This window comes from Cryobacterium sp. TMT2-10, from assembly GCF_004403075.1.
In the GTDB taxonomy this organism is placed as follows: Bacteria; Actinomycetota; Actinomycetes; order Actinomycetales; family Microbacteriaceae; genus Cryobacterium; species Cryobacterium shii.
The window spans coordinates 1-14,205 of the sequence record NZ_SOGW01000016.1 but is presented as its reverse complement, the minus strand read 5'-3'; the positions used below and the strand labels follow the sequence as shown (position 1 = coordinate 14,205).

Genomic DNA, 14,205 nt, shown 5'->3' with positions numbered 1-14,205 from the left:
TGCGGCTTTCCGCACCTGTGGGGTACGTTTGAATACATTACGGTCCCCCGGCGGGCCCGTCAAAACCAGTGCAACCCCGGGCGTGTCACGCCCCGCGGCCGGCGGCTTGATCAGTAGCGGTACTGGTCCACCTTGTAGGGTCCCTCGATCGGAACGCCGATATACGCGGACTGCTCCGGGGTAAGAACGGTGAGCTCCACGCCCAGGGCGTCGAGGTGCAGCCGAGCCACCTTTTCGTCGAGGTGCTTCGGCAGGACATACACGCCGACCGGGTACTTCTCCCGGTAGCAATGCAGCTCGATCTGGGCCAGGACCTGGTTGGTGAACGAATTGCTCATCACGAACGACGGATGCCCGGTGGCGTTGCCCAGGTTCATCAGTCGCCCCTCGGACAGCACGAGCACGCTGCGGCCGCTCGGCAGCCGCCATTCGTCGACCTGCGGCTTGATTTCGATCCGGACCGCACCGTCGAGGGACTCCAGCGCGGCCATGTCGATCTCATTGTCGAAGTGGCCGACGTTCGCGATGATCGCGAGGTGCTTCATCCGGAGCATGTGCTCGGTCGTGATGACGTTGAAGTTGCCGGTGCCGCTGACGAAGATGTCGATCTGCGGGGCGACGGATTCGATCCGGGCCACCTGGAAGCCGTCCATCGCGGCCTGCAGGGCGTTGATCGGGTCAATTTCGCTCACGATCACCCGCGCGCCCTGGCCGCGGAGGGCCTCGGCGGCTCCCTTGCCCACGTCGCCATAGCCGGCCACGAAGACCACCTTGCCGCCGATCAGCACATCGGTGGCGCGGTTGAGCCCGTCCGGCAGCGAGTGACGGATGCCGTACTTGTTGTCGAACTTCGACTTGGTGACCGAGTCGTTAACGTTGATCGCCGGGAACAGGAGCTGACCCGCGGCAGCGAGTTCGTAGAGCCGGTGCACTCCGGTGGTGGTCTCTTCGGTGACCCCGGTGAGGGCCTCGGCGATGCGGGTCCACCGGTCGGACGAGGTCTCGAGGGAGCGGCGCAGGGCGGCGAGGACGACCCCGTATTCGTGGCTGTCGGCATCCGTCGTAACCGGCACGACGCCGGCCAGTTCGAACTCGCGGCCCTTGTGCACCAGCATTGTGGCGTCACCACCGTCGTCGAGGATCAGGTTCGGCCCTGACCAGGCCTCTCCCGCGGCGGCGGCTTCGGCGCTCCAGTCGAAGATCTGCTCGGTGCACCACCAGTATTCCTCGAGCGATTCGCCCTTCCACGCGAACACGGGCACACCGGCCGGCGACTCCGGCGTGCCGGTTGGGCCCACCGCGATGGCGGCGGCCGCGTCGTCCTGGGTGGAGAAGATGTTGCAGCTGGCCCAGCGCACCTGTGCGCCGAGGGCCACGAGGGTCTCGATCAGGACGGCGGTCTGCACCGTCATGTGCAGCGACCCCGCAATGCGGGCGCCGGCGAGGGGCTGCGACTCCGCGAATTCGGCGCGCAGGGCCATCAGCCCCGGCATCTCGTTCTCGGCGAGACGCAGCTGGTGCCGCCCGGCCTCGGCGAGCGAGACGTCAGCGATCTTGAAGGCGGACACTGTGGACGATGAAGGCGACACGGCAGTCATGCCACCATCATGCCATTACCCGCCTGCGGAATGCCGCTGACCAATTCGACGGAGATTTTGCGCCCCGGAGGGCAAAAACCAGCAAAACAGGCTGATTTCGGCAGAATCTCCGTCGAATTCGTTCGGGCGGGCGGGGAGTGCAGGACGGGTGGGCGGGGGCTAGACCGGCTGGGCGACCTCGTCGCGCTCCGGAGCGCCGGCCGGGTCGGCGGCGGGGAGCTTGGAGGCGGGTGCGCCGGTGTGCGGCTTGCCCTTGTCCGCGCGGTACTTCCACAGGCCGATGCCGACCACGACGGCCGCCAGGGCCAGGCTCATCAGGAGTTCCATCCGGGTGCGTTCCAGAATCGCCATTCCCACCAGGAGGGCGACGATGCTGCCGATCGCGAACCAGGTGAGGTAGGGGAATGCCCACATCTTCAGGGACAGGCGGCTGGCCGCCTCCGCCCCCATGCGTCGGCGCAGGACGAGCTGCGAGACCGCGATGACGAGCCAGACCAGCAGTGCGATGGCGCCGGAGGTGTTCACCAGGTAGAGGAAGACGGTATCGGGGGCGAGGTAGTTGAGGCCCACCGTGATGAACCCGACGAGGGTCGAAGCCAGCACCGCGCCGCGCGGCACGCCGCTGACGGACACGCGCGACCACGACTTGGGCGCGTCGCCGCGGGCGGAAAGCGAGAAGATCATGCGGCTGGCGGTGTAGAGGCCCGAGTTGAGGCAGGACAGAACGCTGGTCAGCACGATGATGTCCATGATCGTTCCGGCCCCGGGGATTCCGTAGAGCTCGATCACGGCGACGTAGGGGCTCTTGGCGACGGAGGCGCTGTCCCACGGGATGAGGGTCACGACGACCGCGATGGAGCCGATGTAGAAGACGAGGATGCGCCAGACCGTCGACTTCACGGCCTTCTTGACGGCGTCAACGGGGTTCTCGGACTCGCCGGCGGCGATCGTGGCGATTTCGGCTCCGAAGAACGAGAACACGACCACGAGCACTCCGCCGAGGACGGCGCCGCTGCCGCTGGGGAAGAACCCGCCGCGGCCGGTGAGGTTGCTCAGTCCGGGCGCCTCCACCCCGGGCATCAGGCCGACGATGGCGACGACGCCGAGCACGAGGAAGACGGCGATGGCCGCCACCTTGATCGAGGCGAACCAGAACTCGAATTCGCCGAACATCTTGACCGAGGCCACGTTGGTGAGGGTGAGCAGGACCATCAGCAGCAGAGCCCAGACCCACTGGTCGATTTCCGGGACCCACCGGTGCACGATCGCGGCTCCGGCCGTGGCCTCGATGCCGAGCACGATGATCCAGAACCAGGCGTAGAGCCAGCCGATGCTGAGCCCGGCCCAGCGACCGAGGGCCTTGTCGGCGTAGCTGGAGAAGGATCCGGTCTCGGGGTGGGCTGCGGCCATCTCGCCGAGCATCCGCATCACCAGGATCACGACGAAGCCGGCGGCGGCGTAGGCCACCAGGATGCCCGGTCCCGCCTGCTGGATCGCGGCGCCGGAGCCCACGAACAGCCCCGCTCCGATCACCCCCGCGATCGCGATCATCGACAGGTGGCGCGGCTTGAGGGTGTGCTTGAGCTCCCCCGCGCCGCCCGCCGTTTTCGTGGTGGTGCGGTCAGTCTTCGGCGAAACGTCCATGTGACTCCAAGATCCTTGTATTCGTTCCCCGCGCAGCGCGGGGACGGGCGGGCATCCGTGAGGATGCGCCCGGGCAAACGTATGTCAGGTGCCGGCAGCCCCCAAACGACACGCGCAGCCCGAAACGCAGTCGTAACCTCAAGCCGCGAAATCACCGGCCGGGAATCACTCGCCGCGGATGAGGGCCAGGACCTCGTCGCGCACGCGGATCATCGCCGCTGGGGTGGCCGCCTCGACGGTGAGGCGCAGTAGCGGCTCGGTCTGGGACGGGCGCACGTTGAACCACCAGAACGGCTCGTCGGCGCTGGTCATGCCGGTGACGGTGAGGCCGTCGAGTTCGTCGAATTCGGCCACGCCCGTGTAGGCCTCGACGATGCCGGCGTAGGCGTCCGGCAGGTCCTCGACAGGGCTGCTGATCTCGCCCGACCGGGCGTACGGCGAGAATTCAACCGCGAGCTCCGACAACGGATGCGCCTGGCCCCCGAGTTCGGCCAGCAGGTTCAGGGCCGCGAGCAGACCACTGCCGGAATCGCAGAATTCGCGGAAATAGTAGTCGGCCGCATGGCCGCAGCCGAAGACGGCGCCGTCGTCGCGCATCCGTGCCCGGAGCAGTGCGGGAGCGGACTCGGTGCGCACCGGAATCGCCCCGGCCGCCTCGATCGTCTCCGGCACGCGGAGGGAGACGATGAGGCTGTGCGCAACCAGGATGTCGGGCGCGGTGTCGGGCGCGGCCACCGGACCGGGACGACGTGCGCGCTCCCGGGCGATTGCGCGGCGGGCCAGCAGCGCTCCGATCGCGGAGGGATCCACCAGCACACCGTTCTCTTCGATCACGACGCAGCGTCCCGCGTCGGAGTCGAAACCGAGGCCGAGGTCGGCCGCGTTGGCGACCACGGCGTTCCGCAGGTCGACCAGGCTGCCCGGATCGAACGGGTCGATCTCCTGCGGCCGACCCTCGGCGTCGGCGCCGGCGTCGAAGGACAGCGGGATGACGGTGATCGGCAGCGGAGTTGTCCCGGCTGCCGGGCTGGAGCCCGGGCCGGAGTCGGTGCCGAAGACCGCGGGGATCGTGACGGCGGCCGCCCCGTGGCCGGCGTCGACCACGACCGTGAGGGGGCGGATGCCGGCGAGGTCGACCAGGGCGAGCAGGGTCGCCGCGTAGTCCGGGAGCAGATCCACCTCGCGGAGGCTGGCGGGCGAAGCCACCGGCGCCAGCCCCTCCGCCAGGTAGTGGGCCGCGCGGTCCAGGACGGCGTCGAGCCCGGTGTGGACTGTGAGGTCCTCGGCGCCCGCGCGGAGGAAGCCCAGGCCGACCGCGCCGTCCGGGCCGGGACCGGCGGCGATCATGATGGCGGGGGTGGCCAGACGGCCCGAAGCGAAGCGGGCCAGGTCGGTCGGGCAGGCTCCGAGATCGACGATCGTGGCGCCGCGGGCCTGAACGCCACGGACCACGGCCGCGGCTAGTTCGGCCGGAAGGCCGGCCCGGTCGTGACCGAGCAGGACCTCACCGGCGCCCGCCTCGCCGGCGTCCATCTCATCGACGAACGCGGCGGCGACGGCTGCGACCAGGTCCGCCGCCAGCAGCTCCCCCGTCTCGTCGCGCAGGCCGTCTGGCCGGGCGACGGCATCGAGGCGGGCGCGGGCATCGTCGATCCTGTGAGTGGTCATTCCGCACAACCTAGCGCGGCAGCGTCATCCGTTGCTCGGCTGAGCCGGATCATCTGCCAGCCCTGCGGGGCGGAGGTGAGCCGGGCGTGACGGACGCACAGGTCGAAACTGTGCGGTTCACGGCGGAGGGACAGCGGGCCGAGAACGGCCATGGAGTCGGCGTAATCGAAGGTGAGGGTCGCGGCGGACTCGTCCGGGCAGGCGACACGGGAACAGGGCCGGAATGACATTGCCCTCAGGCTACCCGTTCATCCAGCGGAACTAGGATGACTATATGTCCCGTCCTCGTCGTTCGGCCGCGCAGACGCCGGCACCCGTGCAGCGCGGCCGCGGCCGCGACCGGCACGGCCGCGGCATCCGCAGCTCTGCCACCGGCCCGTACCTGCCGCCGCTGCAGACCCGGATCGACACCTTCGACATGACCGTCGCCTCGACCGTCGACTACCTGCGTTCGGTCTGGCCGGACGAACTGGCCGATGCCCGGTTCGAGGTCGCAGCCGGACCCGCGACGGTGATTCCGGGGGTCGGCGTCGAGCGCTGGGCCGTGTTCCCCCAGGAACGCCGCATCGTTCTCTACCGGTTGCCGATCCAGCGCCTCAGCCGCCTGCACCGCAACGACGACCTGCACCGGCGGATGGTGATCGAGAGCTGCGTGTTCCGCGCAATCGCCGAGCTGCTCGGCAAGGATCCGTGGGACCTGGCGCCCGACCGGTTCCGCCACTTCTAGACGCGGCCCCGCCGCGCATCAGCACGCGCAAGTCCGCACGCGGCCGAGGTTGTCCTCGGCCGCGTTTTCTGTGCGCCCGGCCGGATCGGGGCCGCCTCGAATGAATTTCAGATTGAACCAAACCGTTTCATGGGTGGGGCCGAACCAATGTCAACACCAAGACAGCGACACCCACCCAGACACGAAGGATCACATCATGCGTTCATTCACCAAGGCCACTCTCGGCCTCGCCACTGCCGGTCTTCTCATCGCCGGGCTCGCCGCCTGCTCGAGCAGCGCCGACGCCAAGACCCCGAAGTCGTCGACGGAGTCGTCCTCTTCCGCCGAGGCCGCGCCGAAGGCCCTCGCCTCCATCCCCGCCCTGACCGGTGTCGACACGGCCGTCCTCCTCGACGCCGACTTCGCGGCAGCCCTGACCAGCCTGGGCCTCACCCCCGGCACCGTGGGAACCGCGACGTTGACCGACGGCAGCCTGCACTTCCCGATCACCGGTGGGAACGTGGACTACTACGACCCCGAAGAAAGCTACCGCCCGTTCGTTCAGGGCTCGATCGAGCACGAGGGTTCCGGCTTCTCGCTGACCGGCGGCGACACGGTGGTCGAGCTCACCAACTTCACGATCGACCCCGGCACCAGCAAGCTGTTCGGTGACGTGAGCGTCAACGGTGCTTCGGCCGCCACCCAGGTGTTGCTGTTCAACCTCTACGGCGGCACCCTCAAGCCGCTCCAGATGGACGGCGACAACGCCATCCTCGAGGGCACCACCGTGCACATCTCCGCTGAGGCGGCCGGCCTGCTGAACGACACGTTCAAGACGGATGCCGTCGCCGACCAGCTCCTGGTCGGGATCGCGAAGATCACGGTCGCGACCAAGTAGCCGCCGGCACACACCGGCATCATCCGGACGGGCCCGCCGCGCATCTGCGCTGCGGGCCCGTTCTTTGTGTGCCTGATGGGAGTCGGTGGCGCTGAATCCGCACTCACTCACCGCGTCGCGGCGCACCTTGTGGGAGCGGGCGCAGGTTCTACCGTGCGCCGGCTGCCACAACCTGCGCCACGAACCACTGACCGGCTCGCGGGAGGTGTGGACCGGCTCAAGCAACGGGTCGGGGCGGACGAGTGACCGGGCGGATCCGGCGTTGGAACACCACGGGACCGGCCCGGTACATCGTTATGGCCACGATCAGCACGACGGCCGCCGCGAGGGCGACCCGCGTCACCGGCAGCGACGGCACCAGCAGCCGCAGCGTGAGGGCCAGCGGAACGGCGAACCACTCCCAGCGACCGCTGAGGGCGATGAACGGCACGAGGAGCAGGGCGTACCAGGAGTACCGCGGAGACAGGATCAGCAGCGCGCTGCCGATCATGACCAGCTGACCCAGCCAGGGCCGGTCCGGATCGGTTTTCCAGATCACCAACACCGCGATCACGGCCAGCACCGCGCCCGCGACGATGATGGCGGAGCCGCCGGGGGCCACCAGAGAGATCAGGGCGAAGCGGGTTCCGTCTTCGTAGCCTTCCTCGGAGAGGTAGCCGGGCAGGTAGCCGAGCACGCCGATGCCGGTGGTGAGCACGTACGGCACGTAGAGCAGCAGGAAGGTGAGCATGGCGGCCACGGTGACCTTCCAGCCCTGGCGCCGGAGCATGGCGGGCGCCGCGAGCACGGGGATCAGCTTGGTCGCGATCGCCGCGCCGAGGGCGATCCCGCCGCCCCAGTAGCGCCGGGTGGACACCAGGAACGCCGCGGCGAGTGTGAAGACCACCCCGAGCATGTCCACGTGGGAGTTCGTGATCGCCTCCGTGGCCACGAGCGGGCACCAGGCCCAGAGCGCGGCGTGACGCTGGTCGATGCCGCGGCGGCGCATCCCGGCCAGCAGCATCCCGGTCGTGCCGACGCTGAGCAGCAGCCCCGTCAGCTGCAACGGCCAGTACTGGGCGTCCGGGCCGGTGAGCGCACGCACGCCGGCGAAGTAGATCTCGGCGGCCGGCGGGTAGATCGTGGGCACGCCGGTGCGGTTCAGCGCCGAGCAGAGGATGTCGCCGGACGGCGTCTTGTGCGCGGTCTGGATGCGTTCGCCCACGCACACGGGCGTGCCGGCGTCGGTCGTTTCCGCCGCCGGGAACAGCCAGCCGGGGCGCAACGGGTCGAGCCGGTCGTCGGCCGGCGTGTAGGCATACGGTGAGACGCCCGCGGTGGCGACTACGCCGTCCCAGGCGTAGCGCGCCGAGTCGGTGCTCGTATTGGGCGGGCCGATCATGGCCGCGGCCCCGATCACGGCCGAGCCGGCCAGGATGAGCACGACCACGGCCCGGCCCCGCACCCCGCGCAGGAGCAGCACGGCGAGCGCGAACAGCAGCCACAGCCCGGCGGTGCAGATCACGAGAGGAACCGTGTCGCGACCGGGCTTGAACAGGTCGTACGCGAGCACGCTGAAGCCGGTCAGGGCCGCGCTGGCGGCCAGGATCACGGAGATGACAATGATGCGCACCCTGCAATCCTGCCGGAGTCGGGCGCAGGCATCCCACCGGCCGGCTGCGCGTCACCGGACCGTAAGGATTGCGCCGCCTCTCCGGGCGCCGCGGATGATGCAATGGAACCATGAGGCGAATGATGTACGAGGCACAGCGCGCGCTGGCGACCCCGTCGCGCAATCCACGGATGGCGGTCGTGATCGGCCGGCTGCTCGGCGTCGCCTTCATCGTCTGTTTCGGCACCGGCGTGTACAGCCACTTCCTGCAGGAACCACTCCCGTGGATGAGGTTCCCGACCCGACCCGCGCTGCTCTACCAGTTCAGCCAGGGCACCCACATCGTGGCCGGCATCGCCTGCTTCCCGCTGCTGCTCGCCAAGCTCTACATCGTCTTCCCCGAGCTGTTCGCGTCCCCGCCGGTGAAATCGTTCCTGCACCTGCTCGAGCGAGCGTCGATCGCCCTGTTCGTGGGCGCCTCCCTGGTGCAGATCACGATCGGCCTGCTCAACACCTACCAGTGGTACCCATGGCCCTTCCCGTTCCGTGAGGTGCACTACGCCCTCGGCTGGGTGCTGGTGGGGCTGCTGGTGCTGCACATCGGCATCAAGCTGCCGATCATCACCCGGTTCTGGAGCGCCCGGCACGAGGCAGAGCGCGAGGCGACGGATGCGGCAGGCGCCACGGAGGCGCCCGGCGCGGCCGACGCCGAGGCGGCCCGACTCGAGGCCGTCCGGCTCTGGGGCAGCCGCCGGCCGTCCGGGGTGACGGGGCGCCTGCTGGCCTGGATCGACGCCACGCCCGCGGCCCCGACCTCCGTGAGCCGCCGGGGCTTCCTGACCGCCGTGGGAATCGCCGGCGCCGCCGTCGTGGGGCTGACCGCGGGCCAGACGTTCGCGCCGCTGGACGCGCTGAACGTGTTCGGGCCGCGCAAGAAGGGCGTCGGCCAGCAGGGCGTCCCGGTGAACCGCACCGCCCAGAAGGCCGGGGTGACCGCGTCGGCCACCGCCGCCGGCTGGGCGCTCACCCTCGCTGCCGGCGGGGTGGAACGCAACTTCAGCCGGGCCGAGCTCGAGGCCATGCCGCAGACCGAGGTGGAACTGCCGATCGCCTGCGTCGAAGGCTGGAGCCAGCTGGCGGTGTGGCGCGGCGTGCGCCTGCGGGACCTGGCCGACCTGGTCGACGCCGACCCGGACGCATCCTTTCGCCTGACCAGCCTCGAACAACGCGGCAGCTTCCGCCGCACCCAGATGGGACCGGAATACGTGCGGGACCCGCTGACCCTGGTGGCGCTCGAGCTGAACGGCGAGACGCTCGACCTGCAGCACGGCTACCCGGCGCGGATGATCGCTCCGGGCCGGCCCGGGGTGCTGCAAACCAAATGGCTGAGCCGGATCGAGGCGATCACCGCATGAACACCGAAATCAAGCGGATGCGCGTGGCCCGCACCGTGCTGATCCTGATCGGCACGGCGGGCCTGGTCTTCGGCCTCTACGTGCTGTTCGACACCGTGCGGATCACCCGCCTGCCCGGGGTCGCGCTCTGGATCGGCGCGGCGATCGTGCTGCACGACGCCGTCCTGGCGCCCGTCGTCTTCTTCCTCGGCCTGCTGCTGCGCCGCGCGGGACACCGGGCCACGGGAACGATCCTGGTTCTCGTGCAGGGCGCCATCGTGGTCGGTTCGATCATGACGCTGATCGTGGTGCCCGCGATCGTCGCCCAGGGCCTCAGCCCGAACAACCCGAGCATTCTTCCGCTCGACTACGGCCGAAACCTGGCCCTGTTCTGGGCGGCCCTCGCCCTGGTCACGACGGTGTGGGCCGGCCTGCTCTACGCGCGCAGCAGGCGGGCGAACCAGCGGCCGTCCAGCCGCCAGTCCTGAGCGACGACAAGGCCGGCCGCCCCGGCGCGGTCCCGGAGGGCGTGGATGCCGATCTCCGCCCAGGGGAACACGGCACTCCGGCCGCCCGCGGAATCCTCGATCATGCCGAGGTAGCTCTCGTCCCTGGCCGCGTCGTGGCTCAGCTCGACCAGCAGCGCGCCGCCCGGCGCGAGCAACTCGGCGCACCGCGTGAGCAGAGCGGATGCGTCGCCGCCGATTCCGATATTGCCGTCCACGAGCAGGGCCGCGGCCCAGGCGCCCTCCCGCGGCATGGGGTCGAAGACGCTGCCCTGCAGCACGGTGAGGCCGGCGTCTGCGGCCATCCGCACCGCCGTCGCCGAGACGTCGATGCCGAGGGCGGGCAGGCCGCGCCCCATGGCGGCCCGCACCATCCGGCCCGGACCGCAGCCGATGTCGAGAACCGGGCCGGTGACTCCGTCGAGCAGGCGCTGGTCGGTGTCGTCGGCGTCGGCGCTCCACCGTCCGGCGTCGATTGGCGAAGCCTCGGACGCGCTGCCCGGGCGGGCCCGGCGCAGGTAGAGCACGTTGTCATTGTTGCGCAGCGCGGCGGCATAGGGCTCGGCTCCGCCGGCCCCGAAGGTGGACGGCGGGGCCGCCCACTCCTCGTCGAGTCGTGCGGCCAGGAGCGTCATCGGAGGCCGTCCTTCGTGCTGGCGGCCATCATGGCGTTCAGGGCTGCGGCGAACCGGCCGGTCGGCGCGATCTCCGCAACCGAGCGGGCGTCGTCGATGGTGTCCACGTCGGTGAGTGTCGGCAGCAGGCTGACGCGGAGCCCGGCATCCGTCAGCCGTGTCAGCTGGAGCGCGCCGGTGTCGCCCCGGGACATCGGCACGCCGCGGATCAGGTCGCCGCTCGGGTCGTTCAGGGCGAGGGTCCAGAAGCCGCCGTCGTTGGCGAAGCCGAACCAGGCGTCCACGTCGTCGGTCCAGTCGGTGAAGACGGGTTCGAGCAGGGAAGAGGTGAGCTGCGGGGTGTCCATGCCGACCAGGACGGTGGGCCCCTCGCAGGCATCGAACACGGCGGCGAGCCGCACGTCGAGGGTTCCCTGCGACTGCGGCAAGATCTCATACCCGGCCGCCGCGGCCGGCGGGATCACACCGTCGAAGGCCAGGATGCGCCGGGTCGCGGGCAGGGTGGCGAGCGCCGCGAGGGTGTCGTCGAGGCTGGCCGCGGCCAGCACGGCGGCCTGCTCGAGACTGAGCGGCGGGTGCAGGCGGGTCTTCACGCGGCCCGGCAGGCATTCCTTGGCGATCACGACGATGGTCGTCATCGGCGCGTCTCCCGGAGGAGGGCCGACATGTCGTTGATCGCGGTCAGGGTGCCGCGCACGGTGCCGGTCACCTTGCTGCGGCCGACCCGCGGGGAATAGGTGGTGTCGACTTCGAGGATGCGCCAGTTGGCCTCCGCCGCCTTCAGGAACATCTCCAGCGGGTAGCCGCTGCGGCGGTCCCGGAGGTCGAGGTTCAGCACGGATTCGCGGCGCGCGGCCCGCATCGGGCCCAGGTCATGGATGTTCACCCCTGTTATTCGGCGCAGACGCCAGGACAGACTGGAATTGGCGAGGCGCGCGTGCAGCGGCCACGATTTCGCGGTCACCGGCCGGCGCCGCCCGAGCACCAGGTCGGCGGTGCCGGCTCGCACCGGGTCCACCACCAGGGGCAGTTCGGCGGGGTCCATCGAGGCGTCGGCGTCGCAGAACGCGATCATCGGCGCGGTGGCGGCGAGCAGGCCCGCGTGCGCGGCCGCCCCGAAGCCGCGGCGGGTTTCGTGCACCACCTGCGCGCCGGCCGCCGCGGCGATCTCGGCCGAACCGTCGGTCGACCCGTTGTCGACGACGATGGCCCGGTATCCCTCCGGCAGGCGCGAGAGCACCCAGGGCAGGGCGGCGGCTTCGTTCAGGCACGGCAACACGAGGTCCGTGTGGATCACAGTCATGCATCGACACTAGGGCGGCGGCCTCGGCCGAAACGCCCGAAGAGATTACGGAGTGAGGAACAAACGGCACCGAAGGCACCGGCCCGGCACGCCCGGCGCCGCCCGCCCTATCCTGAAGTCGTGCCTTCCTCCCTGCCCCCCGGCGATTCGCGCTCGATCGCACCGACCCCACGCCGCATCCTCGTCGTCGACGACGACCCGACGGTCTCCGAGATCGTCTGCCGCTACCTGCGAGCGGCCGGGTACCTGGTCGAGGAGGCGGCGGACGGGCTGGCCGCACTGGAGACCGCCGAGCGACTGCGGCCCGATCTGGTCGTGCTCGACCGGATGCTGCCGCTCGTCGACGGCATCGAGGTGTGCCGCCGCATCCGTTCGGACTGGGAGATCCCGGTGATCATGCTCACCGCCCTCAACCAGGAGGAGGACCGCATCGACGGCCTGGAGGCCGGCGCCGACGACTACCTGACCAAGCCGTTCTCCCCCCGCGAGCTCGTGCTGCGGGTGCAGTCGGTTCTGCGGCGCAGCGTCTCCGCGGTCGTGCCGGCCGGCCTGGTCGTGGTGGGCGACTTCAGCCTCGACGCCCTCGCCCACGAGGTGCGGTTGCGCGGCGAGCCGCTGGTGCTGACCTCCCGGGAATTCGACCTGCTGGCCTACCTGATCGGGCGCCCGCACCAGGTGCTCAGCCGCGAGGACCTGCTCCGCTCGGTCTGGGGCTGGGAGTTCGGCGACCTGTCCACGGTCACCGTTCACGTGCGCCGGCTGCGCGAGAAGATCGAGGCCGACCCGGCCGCGCCGCGGCTGCTGAACACGGTCTGGGGGGTCGGCTACCGGTTCGACCCGGTTCCCCTGGCCCTGACGGGACGGTCCTGATGACACCGGACGTGCTCCTGGCCGTCTCCCTGTTCGCGCTGGCCTGCGCGGTCGTCGTGGGCGCGGGCGGCCTGCTCTCCCTGCGGCTGCTGGCCCGGTCCTCGCTCGTGCTGCAGCTCATGGTCGTCGCCCTGGCCACGGTGGTGTCGGTGGTCGGCGGGATGGCGGTGGTCGCCTCCCAGATGTACGTGTCCCGGCACGACCTCACCGTGTTCTACTCCGTGGCCGGAGTCGCCGGGCTCGTGTCGCTGATGATGGCCGCGGTACTCGGACGCCAGCTGGCCCGGGACAGCCGCACCCTCCGCTCGGCCGCGGCGAGTATCGGACGCGGGGAACGCATCGCCTCTACCGACCGGCAGAGCAACACCGAGTTCACGGCGCTGGCCGGGGAGCTGGCCGCGACCGGGGAACGCCTGGCCGAATCCCGGGCCCGCGAGAACCGGGTGGAGGAGTCACGGCGGGAACTGATCGCCTGGATCTCGCACGATCTGCGGACGCCGCTCGCGGGCATCCGTGCCATGGCCGAGGCTCTCGAAGACGGGATGGCCGAGGACCCGGAGCGGTACTACACACAGATGCGCGGGCAGGTGGACCGGCTCACCGGCATGGTCGACGACCTGTTCGAACTCTCCAAGATCCACTCCGGAACCCTGCGCCTCCGCCTGGAACCGGTGTCGCTCTACGACCTGATCAGCGACACGGTCGCCGGCCTGTGGCCGATCGCGCAGGCCAAGTCCCTGGATCTGCGCTTCGCCGGCGAGATGGGGCTGACCATCCTCGCCGACCCGCGCGAATTGTCCCGGGTGGTCGGAAACCTGGTGATGAACGCCATCCAGCATTCCCCGCCTGGCAGCCCGATCGTGGTCTCGGTCACGGAGAGCACCGCCGACCGCGCGCTGATCTCGGTGACGGATGCCGCGGGCGGCATCCCGGAGCAGGACCTGGGCCGGGTGTTCGAGGCCGGCTGGCGGGCCAGCGGTCCGCGCACCCCGGCGGCCGAGCCCCTCGGCTCCGGCGGCGCGGGCCTCGGCCTGGCCATCGTTCAGGGGATCGTGCAGGCCCACCGGGGCGAGGTTCGGGTGCACAACGTGGCGAATGGATGCCGGTTCGAGGTGCTGTTGCCGCAGCATCCGGTCGCGGCGGCTGGCCGGGCGGCGCACTGAGCCCGGTTGCCCGTCGCTTCGCGGCGGGTGGGCGACGGCGGCGGGTGTCCGGGGCTGCTGGCCGGTGTCCGTCCCTGACGAATTCGACGGAGATTCTGCCCGAATCGGCCCCGGATACGCCATAAGAGCCGTAGTGCGTATCCGCTCAGCTCAGCCTCGCTTTGCTGCTGCCGGGCCTTCGGCCACGATCTCGGCCCTGGTGGACGGCGGATGGTGACTGCTGAGGCCG

General features: G+C 70.3%; 14 protein-coding genes. 6 read left to right on the top strand and 8 right to left on the bottom strand.

Annotated features, from left to right (window positions below):
* Positions 1-110: 110 nt before the first annotated feature.
* The 4 genes from ahcY to E3T37_RS01610 form a co-directional block, all read right to left on the bottom strand.
* Positions 111-1,598: an adenosylhomocysteinase gene (gene ahcY / locus E3T37_RS01625; RefSeq protein WP_134365116.1), complete on the bottom strand. Its 1,488-nt coding sequence runs from the start codon at positions 1,596-1,598 to the stop codon at positions 111-113.
* A gap of 159 nt (positions 1,599-1,757) precedes the next feature.
* Positions 1,758-3,242, bottom strand: coding sequence for an amino acid permease (locus E3T37_RS01620; protein ID WP_134365115.1), 1,485 nt, complete (start codon positions 3,240-3,242; stop codon positions 1,758-1,760).
* A gap of 165 nt (positions 3,243-3,407) precedes the next feature.
* Entirely contained in the window at positions 3,408-4,910 is a 1,503-nt protein-coding gene (manB, locus tag E3T37_RS01615) for a phosphomannomutase/phosphoglucomutase (RefSeq protein WP_134365114.1), read from the bottom strand.
* Entirely contained in the window at positions 4,907-5,140 is a 234-nt protein-coding gene (locus tag E3T37_RS01610; RefSeq protein WP_134365113.1) for a DUF3499 family protein, read from the bottom strand. The genes manB and E3T37_RS01610 overlap by 4 nt, the downstream gene beginning before the upstream one ends.
* Before the next feature lie 44 nt (positions 5,141-5,184).
* Here E3T37_RS01610 and E3T37_RS01605 point away from each other — a divergent pair, with 44 nt between their 5' ends.
* Together E3T37_RS01605 and E3T37_RS01600 are read left to right on the top strand one after the other, a co-directional pair.
* Positions 5,185-5,637 carry a metallopeptidase family protein gene (locus E3T37_RS01605; RefSeq protein ID WP_134365112.1) on the top strand — a complete coding sequence of 151 codons (453 nt, stop codon included), beginning with the start codon at positions 5,185-5,187 and terminating at the stop codon, positions 5,635-5,637.
* Between the two features lie 196 nt (positions 5,638-5,833).
* A complete protein-coding gene (locus E3T37_RS01600) occupies positions 5,834-6,514 on the top strand; it encodes a hypothetical protein (protein ID WP_134365111.1) in 681 nt (226 codons plus the stop codon).
* 217 nt (positions 6,515-6,731) lie between these two features.
* Here the strand turns inward: E3T37_RS01600 and E3T37_RS01595 are convergent, their stop codons facing one another.
* On the bottom strand, positions 6,732-8,126 hold the full coding sequence (locus tag E3T37_RS01595; protein ID WP_134365110.1) for a glycosyltransferase family 87 protein: 1,395 nt from the start codon (positions 8,124-8,126) through the stop codon (positions 6,732-6,734).
* Between the two features lie 119 nt (positions 8,127-8,245).
* Between E3T37_RS01595 and E3T37_RS01590 the strand changes: the two genes are divergently transcribed.
* Both E3T37_RS01590 and E3T37_RS01585 read left to right on the top strand, forming a co-directional pair.
* On the top strand, positions 8,246-9,520 hold the full coding sequence (locus E3T37_RS01590) for a molybdopterin-dependent oxidoreductase (protein WP_241994522.1): 1,275 nt from the start codon (positions 8,246-8,248) through the stop codon (positions 9,518-9,520).
* Positions 9,517-9,987 carry a hypothetical protein gene (locus tag E3T37_RS01585; RefSeq protein ID WP_134365108.1) on the top strand — a complete coding sequence of 157 codons (471 nt, stop codon included), beginning with the start codon at positions 9,517-9,519 and terminating at the stop codon, positions 9,985-9,987. Before E3T37_RS01590 ends, E3T37_RS01585 begins: the two co-directional genes overlap by 4 nt.
* On the opposite strand, the gene E3T37_RS01580 is transcribed toward E3T37_RS01585, so the two are convergent.
* From E3T37_RS01580 to E3T37_RS01570, 3 genes are read right to left on the bottom strand one after another with little or no spacing between them, the layout of a single operon-like run.
* Complete coding sequence (locus E3T37_RS01580) at positions 9,936-10,640, bottom strand: bifunctional 2-polyprenyl-6-hydroxyphenol methylase/3-demethylubiquinol 3-O-methyltransferase UbiG (RefSeq protein ID WP_134365107.1); 705 nt, start codon at positions 10,638-10,640, stop codon at positions 9,936-9,938. The genes E3T37_RS01585 and E3T37_RS01580 overlap by 52 nt on opposite strands.
* Positions 10,637-11,278 carry a DUF2064 domain-containing protein gene (locus tag E3T37_RS01575; RefSeq protein WP_134365106.1) on the bottom strand — a complete coding sequence of 214 codons (642 nt, stop codon included), beginning with the start codon at positions 11,276-11,278 and terminating at the stop codon, positions 10,637-10,639. Before E3T37_RS01575 ends, E3T37_RS01580 begins: the two co-directional genes overlap by 4 nt.
* Entirely contained in the window at positions 11,275-11,943 is a 669-nt protein-coding gene (locus E3T37_RS01570) for a glycosyltransferase family 2 protein (protein WP_134365105.1), read from the bottom strand. The genes E3T37_RS01575 and E3T37_RS01570 overlap by 4 nt, the downstream gene beginning before the upstream one ends.
* Before the next feature lie 120 nt (positions 11,944-12,063).
* Here E3T37_RS01570 and E3T37_RS01565 point away from each other — a divergent pair, with 120 nt between their 5' ends.
* Both E3T37_RS01565 and E3T37_RS01560 read left to right on the top strand, forming a co-directional pair.
* Positions 12,064-12,813, top strand: a complete 750-nt coding sequence (locus E3T37_RS01565; protein WP_241975951.1) for a response regulator transcription factor — start codon at positions 12,064-12,066, stop codon at positions 12,811-12,813.
* Entirely contained in the window at positions 12,813-13,976 is a 1,164-nt protein-coding gene (locus E3T37_RS01560) for a sensor histidine kinase KdpD (RefSeq protein ID WP_134365104.1), read from the top strand. The genes E3T37_RS01565 and E3T37_RS01560 overlap by 1 nt, the downstream gene beginning before the upstream one ends.
* The last annotated feature ends 229 nt before the right edge of the window (positions 13,977-14,205 follow it).